This window comes from Lysobacter sp. Soil_N_51 (assembly GCF_057655755.1).
On the sequence record NZ_JBDGLR010000011.1, the window covers coordinates 187,592 to 204,297 of the forward strand.

Here is a 16,706-nt window from a genome sequence, read left to right on the forward strand (position 1 = left end):
TTCGAAGGCCGCTTGGACGGCAATCCTCACTTAAAGCAAGCGGCGGGCCAGGCGGTGCATCGGGGCGGTAACTCCGCGACCGATTCGCTTCTGCGGGCCCCGCATCTACAGAGAACATACGTCATGTCGATCGACACCAGCAAGGTTATTGAAGACAACAAGCGCGGCGCCAACGACACCGGTTCGCCGGAAGTCCAGGTCGCTCTGCTCACCGCTCGCATCGAGCAGCTCACCGGTCACTTCAAGCAGCACAAGCAGGATCACCACAGCCGTCGTGGCCTGCTGATGATGGTCAACCGCCGTCGCAGCCTGCTCGATTACCTCAAGCGCAAAGATGCCGAGCGTTACAAGGCCCTGATCGAGAAGCTCGGTCTGCGCCGTTAATCGGACACCCAACCGCGGCGCAGCGATGCGCCGCGGTTTGTTTTGGCGGGCATGAAAGTCCGCAGGCTCTGCAGGATGCAGCGCCGCCAGCGCCGGTACGCAAGCGCGACCGTCGAACTGGACCGGCCCCACGAGGCCACGTGCGACGCTGCGCACCGGGACGCGCGCGAGACACACCAACCCTAGGTCGCTGCGCCGGCGGCCGACCGGAGCGGGGCAAGGGCCCCGACCGGAACGCATAGATACCGAAGGAACCCAACGTGGCAAAAATTACCAAGACCTTCCAGTACGGCAACCATCAGGTAACCCTGGAGACCGGCGAAATCGCCCGTCAGGCCGGCGGTTCCGTGATCGTCAAGATGGACGACACCGTATTGCTGGTGGCCGCCGTCGCCGCCAAGAGCGCGCGCGAGGGCCAGGACTTCTTCCCGCTGACCGTGGATTACCAGGAGAAGTTCTACGCCGGCGGTCGCATCCCGGGCGGCTTCTTCAAGCGTGAAGGCCGCGCGACCGAGAAGGAAACCCTGATCTCGCGTCTGATCGACCGTCCGATCCGTCCGCTGTTCCCGGAAGACTACAAGAACGAAGTCCAGATCATCGCGACCGTCATGTCGATGAATCCGGAAGTCGACGGCGACATCCCGGCGTTGATCGGCGCGTCCGCCGCGCTGGCGCTCGCCGGCACCCCGTTCCAGGGCCCGATCGGCGCGGCCAAGGTCGGTTACAAGAACGGCCAGTACCTGCTCAACCCGACCGCGACCGAACTGGCCGACTCCGAGCTCGAGCTCGTCGTCGCCGGTACCTCCAACGCGGTGCTGATGGTCGAATCCGAAGCCAAGATGCTGTCCGAAGAGGTCATGCTCGGCGCGGTGATGTTCGGCCATCGCGAAATGCAGAAGGTCATCAACATCATCAACGAGCTGGTCGTCGAAGCCGGCACCAAGCCGTCGTCGTGGGAAGCTCCGGCCAAGAACGACGCGCTGATCGGCGCGTTGAAGGAAGCCGTCGGCAGCCAGCTCGACCAGGCCTTTCAGGTCCGCGACAAGCTGCAGCGCCGCGACGCCATCAGCGCGATCAAGAAGGACGTGCTGCAGAGCCTCGCCGGCCGCGCCGAAGCCGACGGCTGGAACAGCGCCGAGCTGTCGAAGGAATTCGGCGAGCTCGAGTACCAGACCATGCGCAACTCGGTGCTCAGCACCAAGGTCCGCATCGACGGCCGCGCCCTCGACACCGTGCGTCCGATCGCCTCGCGCGTCGGCGTGCTGCCGCGCACCCACGGCTCCTCGCTGTTCACCCGCGGCGAGACCCAGGCGATCGTGGTCGCCACCCTGGGCACCGCGCGCGACGGTCAGATCATCGACGCGGTCTCGGGCGAGTACAAGGAACACTTCCTGTTCCATTACAACTTCCCGCCCTACTCGGTCGGTGAGTGCGGCCGCATGATGGGCCCGAAGCGTCGCGAAATCGGCCACGGCCGCCTCGCCAAGCGCGGCGTGCTCGCGGTGATGCCGACGATGGAAGAATTCCCGTACACCATCCGCATCGTCTCGGAAATCACCGAGTCCAACGGCTCGTCCTCGATGGCCTCGGTCTGCGGCAGCTCGCTGGCGCTGATGGATGCCGGCGTGCCGATCAAGGCCCCGGTCGCGGGCATCGCGATGGGCCTGGTCAAGGAAGACGATAACTTCGTCGTCCTGTCCGACATCCTGGGCGACGAAGATCACCTCGGCGACATGGACTTCAAGGTCGCCGGCACCGCCACGGGCATCTCGGCGCTGCAGATGGACATCAAGATCCAGGGCATCACCGAAGAGATCATGAAGGTCGCGCTGGACCAGGCGAAGGCCGGCCGTCTGCACATCCTCGGCGAGATGGCGCATGCCCTCACCGAGTCGCGCACCGAGCTGTCCGAGTACGCGCCGCGTCTGCTGACCATGAAGATCCATCCGGACAAGATCCGCGAAGTGATCGGCAAGGGCGGCTCGACCATCCAGGCGATCACCAAGGAAACCGGCACCCAGATCGACATCCAGGACGACGGCACCATCGTCATCGCCTCGGTCAACGCCGCCGCCGCGCAGGCCGCGAAGGCGCGCATCGACCAGATCGTGTCCGACGTTGAGCCGGGCCGCATCTACGAGGGCAAGGTCGCCAAGATCATGGACTTCGGCGCGTTCGTGACGATCCTGCCGGGCAAGGACGGTCTGGTCCACGTGTCGCAGATCTCCAGCGAGCGCGTCGAGAAGGTCAGCGACAAGCTCAAGGAAGGCGACATCGTCAAGGTCAAGGTGCTGGAAGTCGACAAGCAGGGCCGCATCCGCCTGTCGATCAAGGCCGTGGAAGAAGGCGAGGGCGTCGCGGCCGAGTAATCGCCGCGCGTCATCGTCGGATTCGAAAAAACGGGCTTCGGCCCGTTTTTTCGTTTGCGGCCGTCGATGCCGGAACGGGCGGCGGGCGTTCCGCATTGCCTGCGCTCATCGGGCGCTGTCCGCGTCCACCAGGCCAACTCGCCGTCGTCTGCGATCGGCGGCGAGCGATGCGATCGGCCACGCCATGTCCGGGTCGCCGGGCTTTCGGCGATAGCAAGCAATAAGGCGGATTTCGCCTCGGCAATGCTCAGGGGATGCAATGGGTAAGCGATCGGGGAAGGTGAGGCTGCGCGCGGGTGTCGCGGCCTCGATGGCGGGCGTGGACCGCGGCGCGGCGATTTCCGCGCGGCGGGCGCCGGTGCCGGCGGGCCCGCGGCGGGCAACGCTCGCGGTGCTGCTGGCCTGCGGCCTGGGCATGGCCTCTCCGGTCTATGCGCAGGCGATCATCTTCCAGGAGACGTTTACCGGCGGCACCGTCACCTCGACCGGCGCCGCGGTCACGCCGACCGGCAATCCGGCGTCGATCAGCAACTTCACCGGCACCCCGCCCACTAACATGACCTACACGGCCAACAACCCGGCCTGGTCAGGGACGGCCAATAATTGCAACGGCCGGGTATCGTCCTGGGCGATGACCAGCAACAATGCCACGGGCGTTACTGCCTGCGGCAACCAAGTGATCTGGAATCAGGTGCAGGGCCTTGCGCTTGCCTTGGGTGCTTACGGGGCCAATCTTCCAGCCAACCAGGACGCCACCAACGCAGGCCCCGCGGCGACCCAGAACCTGGCCTTGACCGCTTTTACCGGCGGCGATCCGGGGCAACCGAATACCATTATTCAGAACGCGCAGACGATCGCACTGCCAGCGCTTCCGCCTGGCGGCACCAGCCGCTTCGTGACCTTCAGCTTCATTGCGTCCGCAATGAACTGCCAAGTAAACCCACCTCTGGTCACCTTCTCGCTCAACGGCACCCTGCTCGGCGTCGGCAATAGCAATTTGTGCACCATGGGCTCGGATGTCAGAAACTACAACATTCCCCCCCACGGGGCGGTCAACACGACGACCAGTGTTCGAGTCGCGACGTTCTTTCCGGGCGGCGCCACTGGCGGAGCCAGACTGGTTACCGGCCCCATGACCTTCAGCGTCGTCAACCGGCAGGCCGCCGGCGCCGGCAACGACTGGGCCTGGGACAACTTCACCGCGGTGGACGTCTCGCCCACGCTGTCCAAGGCGGTGGACGGGATCGACTACGTCACCCAGACCAAGCGCATCACCTTCACCATCACAAATACCCCGGCCGACAACCTGCTCAAGAATGGCTGGGCCTTCACCGAGACCTTGCCGGCCGGGGTGACGATCGCCGCCACGCCGAACATCGTGGTGGGTGGTACGGCGGGCTGCGCCGCCACCACCAACGCCACCGCCGGCGGCAGCACCCTGACCGTCACCGCCGGCAACCTGCCCGCCGGCACGGCCGGCGGCACCGCCACCGCCTGCACGATCGCCGTGGACGTGGTCAGCAACACCGCCGGCGTGTTCAACAACGTGGTCAACAACGGCGACGGCGCGGTGGACAACATCACTACCTCGACCGGCCTCAACCTGGCCCTGCAGACCGTGCCGATGGAATGGGTGGTCAACCGCCTGACCGTCACCAAGATCTCGCAGGACACCACCGGCAGCTTCAGCTTCAGCGGCAACAACGGCATCGCCAACCACACCATCGTCACCACCGCGGCCGGCGCGCCGGGCACGGCGGGCGCGGCGCAGACCTTGACGATCGCGAGCCTGACCGCGAACACCACGGTTACCGAGACCACGCTGCCGGCCGGTTGGGACGTCAGCGGCACGCCGGACTGCACCGGCCTGGCGGCCGGGCAGAGCGCGACGTACACGGCCGCCACGCGCACCTTGACCTTGCCGTTCGCCGGCCTGTCGGTGACCACGGGCGGACGTCAGATCCAGTGCACCTTCACCAACGCGCCGCGCGCGGTGAACCTGACCTTGCGCAAGCAATGGGTCGCCGCGGTGGTCGGCGACGACGCGACGATCACCGCCTCGCGCGGCGCAGCGGTCATCGACACCTTCGATTCGGATGCCGGCGTCGCCGACGAACTCGACACCGACGCCACGCCGACCGTGAGCTTCGTCGGCGACAGCCTGACCCTGGCCGAGACCCTGGCGGCCGCGAACGGCGGCTTGTACGACACCACCCTGGCCTGTACCGGCGCCGCCGATACCAATCCGGCCGACGGCCTGAGCGTCGACGTGGCCGATACGGCGATCGTGTGCACCTACACCAATACCCACCGCAGCACCGACCTGTCGATCACCAAGACCAATACCCCGGCGGCGGGTCCGCTGGATCAGGCCGGCGACACGGTCAACGCCGCGCAGACGACGACCTACACCCTGGTCGCGACCAACAACGATGCAACCCCGATCACCGGCGCGGTGGTACGCGACGCGCCGACCGCGGGCATCACCTGCGCGCCCGGCAACCCGGTGACCATCACCGGCAACGGCGTTCCGCCCGGCGCGTTCACCGTCGCCGATCTGACCGGCGCCACCGGCATCGTGCTGGCGACGCTGGCGGCGGGGCAGAGCGCGACCTTGAGCTTCGATTGCCAGGTGAACTGATCGGGTGAGGCGAGCAGGGCGGAAGGGACGTGGCGGCGATCGTCGCCACGTCCAACCGCGCATGCGATGGAGGCATGAAGTCCATGCGTTCGCCCAGACTCGCGCCGATGAATACGAACGGTATCGAGCGTCTGCCGGTGGTGAATATCCGTAAGCCGCGAAGCGATCGGTACGGCGACGCGATCATCTGCGCGTCGGTCGAGCTTTCGCGGGTCTGAGCCCATGAGCGTCGCCGCAGCGGCACGAGCGCCGCGGCTGTCGCGCGATTGGCGTCTCGAAGACATTCCGATGAAGCCGGCGTTGAGCGCGACGGAACCGGGGTCGCCGCGAAATACCCTGAGTTAGACTGGCGACATCGCGGATTTTTGAGATGCGCAGGATGGGTATTCGCCCCGGGATGCGGTTGGGTGGCGTGATCTGGCTGGTCGGCATGGTCGGGGTGATCGTGCTGACGCTCACCGTCGTTCCGCAGCTTTTGCTCAAGACGCCGGTTCCGGTGCCGGTATGGTTGATCCTCACCGCGAGCCTGATTCAAAGCGGCGTGCTGCTGGCACTGGCGGTTTGGGCCGGGGTCGCACTGTCGCGCCCGTTGGGGCTCAGGGCGCCTGTCTTGCAAGCGATCGCCGATCGGTCGGGTTGGTGGAGCGCGGCAAAGCCGCAAATCGTTCCGGGCCTGATAGGCGGCCTCGTCGCTGGCGCGATGCTGGTGGCGGCGGTGAACCTGGCGCCCGCGGCGCTGCGCGATGCGGGCGCCATGTTGAAGATCCCGCTTGCCGCTCGGCTGCTCTACGGAGGCATCACCGAAGAGATCCTGATGCGTTGGGGATTGATGACGCTACTGGCTTGGCTGGGCTGGCGAATCGTTACCCGCGGCGCGGGTATGCCGCGGCCGGTCCATCTGTGGAGCGCCGCGTTGGTGGCCGCGTTGCTGTTCGGGATCGGTCACCTTCCGGCGATCTCGGCGATGGGCATACGGCTCGATCCTGAGGTGGTGACTTACGCGATCGTCGGCAACGCCGTGCCCGGGTTTGTGTTCGGAATGCTCTATGCGCGCTGGGGATTGGAGTCGGCGTTCCTGGCGCATGCGCTCGCGCACGGGGTCGCGGTGAGTGTCGGAGCGGTCTGATCTTTCCGGCTTCGTCGTATTGAGCGACCGCGGCAATCGACGGCAGTCTAAATCGACCAGGGTTTGCAGCACGCAGGTTCGACTTGCCCGCGAAACCGATTCAAGGATCATCGGCAATGGCCGTTACCCAGCAGTTGGCTCGAATCAGTGCCCGCAGAGCGTCTTGCGCACGCGGTAGCGCGGTCGCTTTGGAGTCCATCGTGTCCTTGGACATAAGCGAGAACGACGCATTCGCCGACTTCGACTGGTCGCCGCAGGTTCTGTATTGGTCGCTGCTTGCCATAAACGAAGCGGATTTGGCCGCGGTAGTGGAACAGGCGTTCGACGGTGCGGAACTGCTCAATGCCGATTACCCGGACGGAACGCCGCCCCATGAGGTTTACAGTGAAATCACAATGCATCAGCACGGCACGGTTAAGAAGATCGCGACCGAACTGTCGCGTCTGCCCATCGCGCCGATGACGAAAACCTGCGCTTCAGTGCGTGCCGCTCACCCTGGTCGTGAGCTGCCCAACGATTTTCCCGCGTATATCCAGCAGTATGCGTCCGCACTCGTAAAATTCTATGCGGCGGCGAGTGAGGGCGATCAGGTTGTCATAACCTGGTGGGACTGATATTGATCGCGGTTCATGCAATCGGAATGCATCCATGAAATCTACACTTGGTCCGGCACGATGGAATCGACTGATCGCTCGCTTGCGCGTCGGCCGGACCGGGGTTGCCACGATGCGCGCTAGCAGGCCCTGGGCGCTGCCTGCGATGCTCTTGGTTTCAGGTTGCGCCACCACGCAGGACCTCGATTCCAGCGGGGCATGCAGCAAAGAAAACAGCGAGTTCTGCGACGTCTACGACATTGCCGCCGCGTCCGAACGGGACTTGCGATCCAACGACGCCGCGATCGCCGTCGACTGTCCGATGCATTTCGACAGACCGCCAGCGGCGACGATCATGCCCGAGTGCGTCGCCCTGGTCGGTGCGGCGCTGGTTCTGCTGAACAATCGTTTCTCCGAGGATCTGCAGCCCATCGATCCATCGGCGGTGCGCTACAGCGATCGGCCTCATGTCTGGATACGTTTGTTTCCGGGCGAGAAGGTTCGGATTGTTTCACCGCCATCCGCGCCAGCATTCCGATGCAGTGGATCACGCCACCGCGCAAGCGATGAATCGCTGCGTAAGCAAGCTCGTATGGCCTTTCGCCGCCGACGCAAGCGGTCGCGCGCGACCGAACTGGTATCGACCGCGTTCCGCAAATCCACTTGAGCCTCATGTCTGAAATCACCCACTACACTCTGAAACGACCGCGCTGCCCATGCTGCCGCGGCGAAGGCGCGTTGATCCTCGCGTGCTGTCCGCGGTGTCGCGCGCTGTTCGCTGTGTGCGATGAAAGCGGTGAGATGGTCGATCTACGACGGCCCGAGGTCATCGCATTCGCCTGTCCCGGCTGCGCCCAGCCGATAGCGACCTTCGCCGACATGGCGCCGGCCTCGTATGCGCAATTGCGCGGGTCGGGTTATGCGGACAGCCAGTTGAATGCGCAGTCGGGCAGCGTATTCAACTAGGACTTCGCGGCGACCATGCTGCCGCCGCGGCGCGGCTTGAGAAGTCGGACCGACCACGCGGTAACACGTGGCCGATCGGCTCCAGCGCCCTCAGACGTTGATCGAAACCGGCTTGCGCTCTTGCTGTTGATCGGTGACCGCGACCTGCTGGGTACGCGCCTGCTCGGCGTTGTTCGCCGCCACCTGCACCGAGGTGCCGCGCGCTTCGTTCTCGCTGACGCGGGCGTGCGCCGGGCCGAGCGGGCCGGTGCCGCCTTCCATCACGAAGTAGTTGCGGTCGGGCTGGCCATTGGCGTCGCTGACCGGCTTGCCGATCTCGATGCTGGCCACGCCGGACAGGCCTTCGCGGCTCGCGCCGGCATAAAAGTTCGCGGCCAGGCCTTCGTCGCGCAGGCCCTTGGCCTCCATCGCCGCGACCACTTGCGCGTACAGCGGGTCCTGACGCATCCGCTCGACGCTGCCCGACGGGTCGGCCGCGGCCAGACGCGCTTCGGGCTGACCGGGCGCGGCCGGCGCGGTGTTGGCGCTGATCGAGGTATCGGTGGACACGACCCCGGGCGTGCGCAGATGCGGCCCGATCACTTCGTCCGGCGCGAGTCCGTGCTGGCCCTTGGCGACCCGGTCGCTCCATTCGAGCTGACCGTTGCGATCGATCACCACCAGCTTGCCCTGATTCAAGGATTGCTCGACCAGATCGGCGAGTTGCTTCGGCGTGGCATTGGGATGGCTCGCGCCGATCGAGCGCCCGATCTGGTTGTTGTACAGATCCATCGCCTCGCGATTGGCGGTGTTGCCCGGCACGCCTTCGTGCGCGGTAGCGAAGGCCTCGGACCATTGCGAGCCGTACTTCTGCGCCATCTGCGCATTCCAGTAGGCGTGACGGAAGGCATCGCGATGACCGTCGTTGCCTTGCCATTCGCGCGCGCGGTCCGGCGGGATGTTGGCCGGCAGCGGATTGTCGGGAAAACGCGCGACGCCTTCGCTGAAAGCGAGCTTGCGGATGCCGTCGAAATCCCTGAGCCCCATCAGGCCGTGATCCTGGGTGAGCTTGTCGAGCAGGGCGCCCTCGGTCTTGGTGACCTTGACCGAATCGGTGAACGGAATATCGACCGCGCCGTACACGCGCGGCCGGTAATCGATCATCTGATCGTCGGCGACTTGGTAAGTGGTGCGCACGTTCGCCAGATCGGGCCGGGTCGGCATGGCAGGCTCCCTGATTCTTCAGTCGTATGCGTCGGTCGTGTGAGGGGCGGCGCGGCTCAGCGACGGCCCCAGCGATGGGCGGCGACTTTCCCGTCCTGGTACTGGATTTGGTAGAACTCTTCGTCGACGCCGTACTGGGCCACGCCGAGTTCGTACATGTCGGTCGAGGTGGCGGCGTCGGTGGAATCGGGTTCGCCGAGCAGGGCGATGACCTGCTCGCGCGGCATGCCGACATCGATCGATTTTTCCAGCGCGGCGACCATGGTCCCGCGCCGGTTCTGCTGGGCGTCGGCGCCGCGTTGGGATTTCCAACTGGCGGAATCGAATGAGCTAGTCGTTTGCATGGTGCAGGCCGATAGGAAAAGAGTGAGGAGTACGGCGCAGCGCAGCGCGCTTGCGCGCACCGGGTGGAGTTGCAGGAAAGACGTCGCTTGTCGCGATCGCGCATTAGGCGTCGCGCCCGGCACGGTCGTGTCGGCGCGGTTGAACTGGCGAGTAGTCAACGGGGTCCTTGTCACATTCGCGGCCGCCTCGATCCGGGTTAAGTGCGGCTGGGCGCGAACATAGCACAGCCCGTCCGTATTCATTTTTACCATCGAACGTGGCGAACGGGCTGTCGATCCGGCTGGCCGGAGTGGGGCGGGAACCGCGTTTTTGAAGGTCTCCGATTCAACGCCGTGTGCGTAGCGTCCGACCGTCCGTTCCTGCGCAGTTGGGCCGCCGATCCGGTGCGGATCGCGGCGACCGGCGAGTTCCTTTGGATGAAAGAGGCCGCCGCGGCCTTGTGCGAGTTTGGGCGCGCGGGCCCGCCGGGTTCCGACGCGCGCGCTTCCCGATGCGCTGGTCCGCATGCCGGCGGTGGTTCCTGCCGCACTTGAAGTCGATGACGCCTTTGCTGGGGCGCAAGAACGCGGTGGCCTCGCAGAAAGCGAGCGACCTGCTCGGTTTAACACCGCGGCCAGCGGCGATCACCATGGCGGACTGTGCGAAGAGCTTGCTGGCGCGAGGCGCGCGACGCAGTGGCCGCTTGCGCGACGTAGTGCCCCGCGTATCCACCGGGTAGCGTTCCGCGCTACCTCGACGACGCGCTGCGAACCGCGGCGGCTTGCTGTTAGATTCCGGGCGTCACTCAATGGAGTCGCTCGCATGGCCTCGGCAAGTCTGGAACTGGACGGCTTCGTACGCGAAGCCTTGTTACGTGGGCAATCGAAACAGGCGACCGCGCAGGCGCTGGCTGCGGCGGGCTGGAGTCCCGAACAAACCCGCGGCGCGCTCGACGCCTACGCCGATGTCGATTTCGCGGTGCCGGTGCCGAAGCCGCGCGCTTCGTTGTCGGCGCGCGAGGCCTTCGCTTATCTGGTGATGTTCTCGACCCTGTACTTCGTCGCCTATCACCTGGGCAGCCTGCTGTTCGACCTGATCAACCTGAGTTGGCCGGACCCGGCCGACCACAGTTACGGCTTGTGGTATCGCAATGTCGCCGATTCGCTGCGCTGGTCGGTCTCGGCGCTGGTGATTTCGTTCCCGGTGTTCGCGTTCGTCTCGCACCGGGTCGCGCGCGATGTCGCCCGATACCCGATCAAGCGCCTGTCGCCGGTGCGGCGATGGCTGACCTACCTGACCTTGTTCATCGCCGCGACGGTGTTGATCGGCGATATGACTTCACTGGTCTACAACCTGCTCGGCGGCGAATTGAGCGAGCGCTTCGTGCTGAAGGTGCTGGTGGTGGCGGTGATCGCCGGCACCGTGTTCGGCTACTACCTGTGGGATCTGCGTCGCGAGGAGAGTCAGGCATGAGCGCATCGGTCGGACGTGGGCTGCTGATCGCGGCCGCAGTGGTGATCGTCGCGGCGAGCGCGATGGCGGTGGTGAAGATGGGCGGACCGGGCGCGCAGCGGCAGATGCGCCTGGACGAACGACGCGTGCAGGATCTGAGCCGCATCGATCAGGAACTGCGCGGCTATTTCGACGCACACAAGGCCTTGCCGCCGGACCTGGCCAAACTGGCCGCGCAGCCAGGTCTGGCGCTGACCATCAACGACCCGGACACGACCGCGCCGTATGCCTACCAACCGGGCCAGAACGGCCGTTTCCGCCTGTGCGCCCGATTCGCCACCGACACCGCGCAAGAACCGACCCAGATGCGCGATCCGATGCAATTGGGTGACAAGCAGTGGCGGCATCCGGCCGGCGATCATTGCTACGAACGCGATGCGTCCGCGGACAAGTCTTGAGTCACGGTCGTTACCGTCACCGAGGCGATCGCACAGTCAAGCCGATCAGCGAAGCTTTTGCTTGGCCTGAGTCCGAAGCCGCGCCTACCGTCCAGCGCTGCGAAGCTTGTAACTCGCATTAGCAAAAGCACACCCGAAGGGCGACGCGCAGGGATGCGCGTCGCGCGCCACCGGGACAAGGATGTCCCGTGTGGCGCGTGCCCGCGTGAGCACCGCACTTGCGGGCACTTGATTCACAAAAAAGCATTTTTCTTTGGTTGCCTTTTGACCGAAGGGAATCCAGACGGACTTTTGTTGCTTTAGACAAAAGAAAGTAACCCGCCGCTTCAGCGGGGGAAGCCTTTAATCCTGCTTGAAGCTTTAAAGCTCCAGCGCGAGTAGCGATATTAGGCATCGCGTCTCAGGTAGGCCCACATTCCTGCCGCTGCACATCCGGCACAGCCCCCTGAAACAAAAACACCGGCGAAGGCGCCCCACCAACCCCCGCCGACGTACCGCCCGCAGCCGGCGCAGTCCAACTCTGAGCGCGTTCAGCCGCGCGCTCGCGCGCCTGACTGGCCTGCTCCGGCGGCAAATCGCGGCTGAGCGCATTGATCTGCGCATCGATCGCCTCGCGCGGCGGCAACCCGCCGCTGCCCGGGCCGAACCCGCGCCGCCCGCCACCGCCGCGCCAACCGCTGCTCGGCGAGACCGGCTCGGGCGTCGCGCCGGGTTGCGGCGCCGGCAGGGAATCGCGCAATTGCAGGAACAGGCTCAGCGATTCGACCGCATTCGGCTGCACCACCTGGCTCAGGAAACTGCGCCGTCCCCCGTCGCGCCCCGGCGAATAGGCATACGCCAACGACGCGAGCATGCGCGAATCGCCGCGCTGCGCGGCGGTGCGCGCGACCGATTCGGCCTCGTTGCGGTACACCGCGAGCGCCGGCAGATTGTCGAGCAACTGCGCGAAGCGGAACGCGTTGCCGCTGGCGTAGTGGCGCATCGCCGCCGGATGACCGGCGAGCGCGGCGCGGCGCCAATAAGCGGTGCGCTGTTCGGGCGAGATCGGCGGCACCTGCGCGCAGTGTTCGGACTGGGTCAACAGCTTCTCGGTCATCGACTGATAACCGTCGGCCATGCGCTGACGTTGCTCGCGTTGCTGCGCGGTGTCGTTGGGCATGCGTTCGAGTTGGCGTTCGAGATTGTCGAGATTGTTCTCGGCGCCCGACAGGCGCTGGCGCAGTCCGTCGCAATACTCCATTTCCGCGGCCAGACGACAGGCTGCGGCCGGTTCGTCGGCGGCGCGGCGCTGCAGTTCCGGCAGCACCAGCCGCAGCGGCGTGTCGAGCGAGGGCAGCGGCCGCGCGGCGGTGCCGGTGTAGCGGGGGATCGTCGCCGGCGCCGATCCGGCGGCGCTCGTTGGCGCGGTGCGGCTGCCGCCCTCAGCGACGGCTTCGGCGGCCGGGCCGCGGACGTCGAGTCGTTCTTCGCCGCTGTGGCGTCCCCAGTAGTACATGCCGGCCGCGGTCGCGGCCAGGGCGAGCAGCCAGATCACAATGCGTCCGTGTCGGGTGGTGTCGCTCATGGTCGATATCGTTCCGTCGAGGTGATCGGCGGATCATAGAAGCGATTGCGTTTGAGTGCGTGTGCCGGCCGATTGCCGGTCGCAGTGGATGTGGCGAGGGTGACCACACCGCGGGTCGGGATGCCGCTGTGGTGTCCGATAGTCGACCACACGGCTGTGACGCCGGCGCCGCTTCCAGCGTCGGCGTTGGCTTTGGCTTTAGTCTGGAAGGCAGGCACGGCTTCAAGCTCAGCCAAGGCAGATCAGAGCAAAGCCTGGATTTTGGAGTGGCCGCAATCGCGATGGAAAATACAAAGTCCGATAACGGCGTGCGTCACGTTGCATCGAAATCCGCGACCGCGGCTTAATCCATCCGCGGCGCAAGCAAGTCACCCAGACCAACCCGACGCAGGAATTCCGCGCGAACCCGATCGCCCACCGCGTTGACCACCTCGGCGCCATCGCTGGCCGGGTCGATGTGGACACGGAACGGACGACGGCCGTAAGGCGCATCAACGATCGCGACGATCGCGTCGGCCACGCTCGCAACGTCGGCGTCCTCGGGCACGGTGCCGGCAAGCTTGCTCAGAATTTCATCGCCGAATCCGGCGGTCGGGCCAGTGTCGTAATCGGCCAGCCGCGCGCTGTCGGCGGGCGTGCCGGCGTGAGCGAAATGGTTGGTGCCCGAGGTGAAGGCACCGGGAACCACGATCGAGCTTTCGATGCCCCAGCGCGCGAGCTCGCCGGCGTAGCTGACCGCGAGCGAATCCATCGCTGCCTTGGCGGCGAAGTACGGCGCGAGGTACGGCGGCGTGCCGCCACGGCTGCTGCTGCTCGACACCCACAGCAATAGCCCGCGACGTTGCGCGCGCAACTGCGGCAACGCGGCGCGGTTGACCCGCTGCGCGCCGATCACGTTGCTGTCGTAGAGCTGGGCGAACTGCTCGGGCGTGAACGCTTCGGCCGGGCCGAACACCATGTGGCCGGCGTTGTGGATCAACACATCAAGGCGACCGTGCGCGGCGATCAACTGCGCGATCGCGGCATCGGCCGAAGTCTGCGAGGCGATGTCGAGTTCAAGCGTGCGCAGGTCAACGCGATGATCGTCGGCGTAGCGGCGCGCCGCTTCGACTTGGGCGGCGTTGCGGCCGCGGGTTTCGCGCATGCTGGCGTAGACGGTATGGCCGGCGTGGGCCAGGGCGCGCGCGGCGAGGGCGCCGAAACCGCTGGAGGCGCCGGTGATGAGGACGATCTGCTGCTGGTTCATGGCAATGCTCCGCTGACGGACGTCGCGAGGACGTCCGGGATGAGGGATCGGAAGGAGAAGGCGGCGTGGCGACCGCGACACCGGATGCTGCGATGGCGGCTTTCGGATCGCGGCCGCGCGCGGTGTCGATGGTTTGCTACATCAATGGATCAACAAGCGATGCGCGAAGACACGTGCGCCCGCATCCACGCGCGTGCGAACGCCGGACCGCAAGATCGATCAGAACACATAGCCGCCGTTGACCCGCAGCACCTGCGAGTTGACCCAACTGCCGTCGGGACCGGTCAAAAACGCCACCGTCGAGGCGATTTCCTCGGGCTGGCCGAGGCGTTCGAGCGGGGCCAGGCTGGCGAAATGGGCGATCTGTTCCTCGGTCTTGCCGTTGAGGAACAGCTCGGTGCCGACCGGACCCGGCGCGACTGCGTTGACGGTGATATTGCGTCCGCGCAGTTCGTTGGCGAGCACGTGCACCAGGCCTTCGACACCGGCTTTGGAGGCGATGTACGGGCCGTAGTTCGGAAACGCCTTGCCGATCACGCTGGTCGACACCGCGACGATGCGGCCGCCGTCGCTCAGGTGTTGCGCGGCCAAGCCGAGCACGATGAAACTGCCGCGCAGGTTGGTGTGGATGACGCGGTCGAATTCGCCCAGGTCGCCGCCGGCGATCGGCACGTACGGCATCACCCCGGCGCTGTTGACCACCGCGTCGAGACGGCCGTAGGTCCGCAGCGCGAGTTCGAACACGCGCTGCATGTCGGCCGGATCGGCGACGTCGCCCTGGGCGGCGATGGCCTGGCCTCCGGCCGCCTGGATCTGCGCGACCACGGCGTCGGCCGAGGCCGCGTTGCCGGCGTAGTTGACCACCACCGCATAGCCGTCGGCGGCCAGGCGCAGGGCGATGGCTCGGCCGATGCCGCGCGAGGCGCCGGTGACCACGGCAGCCTTGGTGGTCGCGGTTCGAGTGGACGACTGATTGTTCATGACGGCTCTCCAGGTCGGGCGGCGCTGGCGGAATGCCAGGGAATCCGCGGTGGAGACAGTCTGCTGGTTGCGGATTTCTGGATAAATAAGGATGGATTGGCAATACAATTCAATAATTGCAAACAATAGCCGCCCCGATGGCGGCGCCGGAGCCGTCATGGACCGTTTCGAAGCCTTGCGCCTGTTCACCCGCATCGTCGAACTGGGCAGCTTCACCCGCGCCGCGGCGGTGCTGGATTTGCCGCGCGCCACCGCGACTCACGCGATCAAGGAACTGGAGGCCCGCCTCGGCGTGCGCCTGCTCGAACGCACCACGCGTCAGGTGCGCCCGACCCTGGACGGGCAGGCCTATTACGAACGTTGCATGCACGTGCTGGCCGAACTCGACGACGCCGAGTCGGCGCTGCGCTCGCTCGCGAGCAACCCGCGCGGCAGCCTGCGCCTGGACCTGCACGGCACCCATGCGACCGGCATCATCCTGCCGCGCATCAACGAATTCCGCGCTCGCTATCCGCACATCGACCTGGTCATCAGCAGCGGCGATCGTCTGGTCGATCTGGTCCGCGAGGGCATCGACTGCGTGGTGCGCTCGGGCAACCCGCGCGATTCTTCATTGATCGCCAAGCGTCTGGCGACGATGCCCGAAGTGGTGTGCGCGAGCCCCGATTACCTGCAGACCTTCGGCACGCCGCGGCATCCGGACGACTTGTCGGCGCATCAGGCGGTCGGTTTTTTCGCGAGCAACCGCGACCTGCGCTATCCGTTCGAACTGACCGTCGACGGGCAATTGCGCGAGTATCAACTTAGCTCCTGGATCAGCGTCAACGACGCGGCCTGCTACGCCGCCGCGGCGCTGCGCGGTTGCGGGTTGATCCAGTTGCCGCGGCACGGTGTGGAAACCTATCTGCGCGATGGGCGCCTGGTCGAGGTGTTGAGCGAATTCGCCAGCCCGGGGGTGCCGGTGTCGGTGTTGTATCCGCAGCATCGGCAGTTGTCGCCGCGGGTGCGGGTGTTCGTGGATTGGGTGTCGGGGGTGTTCGCGGACAAGTTTGGGAGTTTCGTGGCGGTGGCGTAGTCGCTGGAGTGGTCGCATCGCGTTGCGGAGGATAGTTGTCGCGTTTTCACTGGATATAGCTTCGCTTTCGCCCTTGCCTTAAGCCCCCGATTTCCTACTTAATGTCCAGCGCTGCGAAGCTACCAACTCGCGTCAGCAAAAGGACACCCGAAGGGCGGCGCACATGGATGTGCGCCGTGCGCCACCGGGACAGGATGTCCCGTGTGGCGCATGCCCGCGTATGCACCGCACGCGCGGGCCCTTGATTCAAAAAAAGCGTTTTTCTTTGGTTACCTTTCTTTTGTCGCTTTTGACAAAAGAAAGTAACTCGGCCGCTTGCGGACG

General features: G+C 65.7%; 16 protein-coding genes. 11 read left to right on the top strand and 5 right to left on the bottom strand.

Features of this window, described 5'->3' with window-relative positions; genetic code table 11:
- Nucleotides 1-123 precede the first annotated feature (123 nt).
- The 8 genes from rpsO to AC3A4T_RS21475 all read left to right on the top strand — a co-directional run bounded on the left by rpsO (nt 124) and on the right by AC3A4T_RS21475 (nt 8,079).
- Nucleotides 124-384, top strand: coding sequence for a 30S ribosomal protein S15 (gene rpsO, locus AC3A4T_RS21440; RefSeq protein WP_036108532.1), 261 nt, complete (start codon nt 124-126; stop codon nt 382-384).
- 260 nt (nt 385-644) lie between these two features.
- Nucleotides 645-2,753, top strand: a complete 2,109-nt coding sequence (gene pnp / locus AC3A4T_RS21445) for a polyribonucleotide nucleotidyltransferase (protein WP_487677251.1) — start codon at nt 645-647, stop codon at nt 2,751-2,753.
- A 280-nt stretch (nt 2,754-3,033) separates the two neighbouring features.
- Nucleotides 3,034-5,394, top strand: a complete 2,361-nt coding sequence (locus tag AC3A4T_RS21450) for a prealbumin-like fold domain-containing protein (RefSeq protein WP_487677252.1) — start codon at nt 3,034-3,036, stop codon at nt 5,392-5,394.
- Nucleotides 5,395-5,423: 29 nt separating this feature from the next.
- On the top strand, nt 5,424-5,612 hold the full coding sequence (locus AC3A4T_RS21455) for a hypothetical protein (protein WP_487677253.1): 189 nt from the start codon (nt 5,424-5,426) through the stop codon (nt 5,610-5,612).
- Between the two features lie 161 nt (nt 5,613-5,773).
- Nucleotides 5,774-6,520 (top strand): CPBP family intramembrane glutamic endopeptidase, encoded by a 747-nt coding sequence (locus tag AC3A4T_RS21460; protein ID WP_487677254.1) that lies wholly within the window; start codon nt 5,774-5,776, stop codon nt 6,518-6,520.
- 116 nt (nt 6,521-6,636) lie between these two features.
- Nucleotides 6,637-7,134, top strand: coding sequence for a hypothetical protein (locus AC3A4T_RS21465; RefSeq protein ID WP_487677255.1), 498 nt, complete (start codon nt 6,637-6,639; stop codon nt 7,132-7,134).
- A gap of 34 nt (nt 7,135-7,168) precedes the next feature.
- Nucleotides 7,169-7,780, top strand: a complete 612-nt coding sequence (locus AC3A4T_RS21470; protein WP_487677256.1) for a hypothetical protein — start codon at nt 7,169-7,171, stop codon at nt 7,778-7,780.
- 134 nt (nt 7,781-7,914) lie between these two features.
- Entirely contained in the window at nt 7,915-8,079 is a 165-nt protein-coding gene (locus tag AC3A4T_RS21475; protein WP_487677257.1) for a hypothetical protein, read from the top strand.
- A 90-nt stretch (nt 8,080-8,169) separates the two neighbouring features.
- Here the strand turns inward: AC3A4T_RS21475 and AC3A4T_RS21480 are convergent, their stop codons facing one another.
- Both AC3A4T_RS21480 and AC3A4T_RS21485 read right to left on the bottom strand, forming a co-directional pair.
- Nucleotides 8,170-9,282 carry a DUF6973 domain-containing protein gene (locus AC3A4T_RS21480; RefSeq protein WP_487677258.1) on the bottom strand — a complete coding sequence of 371 codons (1,113 nt, stop codon included), beginning with the start codon at nt 9,280-9,282 and terminating at the stop codon, nt 8,170-8,172.
- Between the two features lie 56 nt (nt 9,283-9,338).
- On the bottom strand, nt 9,339-10,133 hold the full coding sequence (locus AC3A4T_RS21485; protein ID WP_487677259.1) for a hypothetical protein: 795 nt from the start codon (nt 10,131-10,133) through the stop codon (nt 9,339-9,341).
- A gap of 295 nt (nt 10,134-10,428) precedes the next feature.
- Here AC3A4T_RS21485 and AC3A4T_RS21490 point away from each other — a divergent pair, with 295 nt between their 5' ends.
- Nucleotides 10,429-11,079 (top strand): DUF5671 domain-containing protein, encoded by a 651-nt coding sequence (locus tag AC3A4T_RS21490; RefSeq protein WP_487677260.1) that lies wholly within the window; start codon nt 10,429-10,431, stop codon nt 11,077-11,079.
- Nucleotides 11,076-11,516 (top strand): hypothetical protein, encoded by a 441-nt coding sequence (locus AC3A4T_RS21495; protein WP_487677261.1) that lies wholly within the window; start codon nt 11,076-11,078, stop codon nt 11,514-11,516. The genes AC3A4T_RS21490 and AC3A4T_RS21495 overlap by 4 nt, the downstream gene beginning before the upstream one ends.
- A 400-nt stretch (nt 11,517-11,916) precedes the next feature.
- On the opposite strand, the gene AC3A4T_RS21500 is transcribed toward AC3A4T_RS21495, so the two are convergent.
- The 3 genes from AC3A4T_RS21500 to AC3A4T_RS21510 form a co-directional block, all read right to left on the bottom strand.
- Nucleotides 11,917-13,080, bottom strand: a complete 1,164-nt coding sequence (locus tag AC3A4T_RS21500; RefSeq protein WP_487677262.1) for a hypothetical protein — start codon at nt 13,078-13,080, stop codon at nt 11,917-11,919.
- 343 nt (nt 13,081-13,423) lie between these two features.
- Nucleotides 13,424-14,326 carry an SDR family NAD(P)-dependent oxidoreductase gene (locus AC3A4T_RS21505; RefSeq protein ID WP_487677263.1) on the bottom strand — a complete coding sequence of 301 codons (903 nt, stop codon included), beginning with the start codon at nt 14,324-14,326 and terminating at the stop codon, nt 13,424-13,426.
- A 219-nt stretch (nt 14,327-14,545) separates the two neighbouring features.
- Complete coding sequence (locus AC3A4T_RS21510) at nt 14,546-15,307, bottom strand: SDR family oxidoreductase (protein WP_487677264.1); 762 nt, start codon at nt 15,305-15,307, stop codon at nt 14,546-14,548.
- A 157-nt stretch (nt 15,308-15,464) separates the two neighbouring features.
- Between AC3A4T_RS21510 and AC3A4T_RS21515 the strand changes: the two genes are divergently transcribed.
- The gene (locus AC3A4T_RS21515) at nt 15,465-16,382 is read left to right on the top strand and encodes a LysR family transcriptional regulator (RefSeq protein ID WP_487677265.1); all 918 of its coding nucleotides are present in this window, start codon (nt 15,465-15,467) and stop codon (nt 16,380-16,382) included.
- The last annotated feature ends 324 nt before the right edge of the window (nt 16,383-16,706 follow it).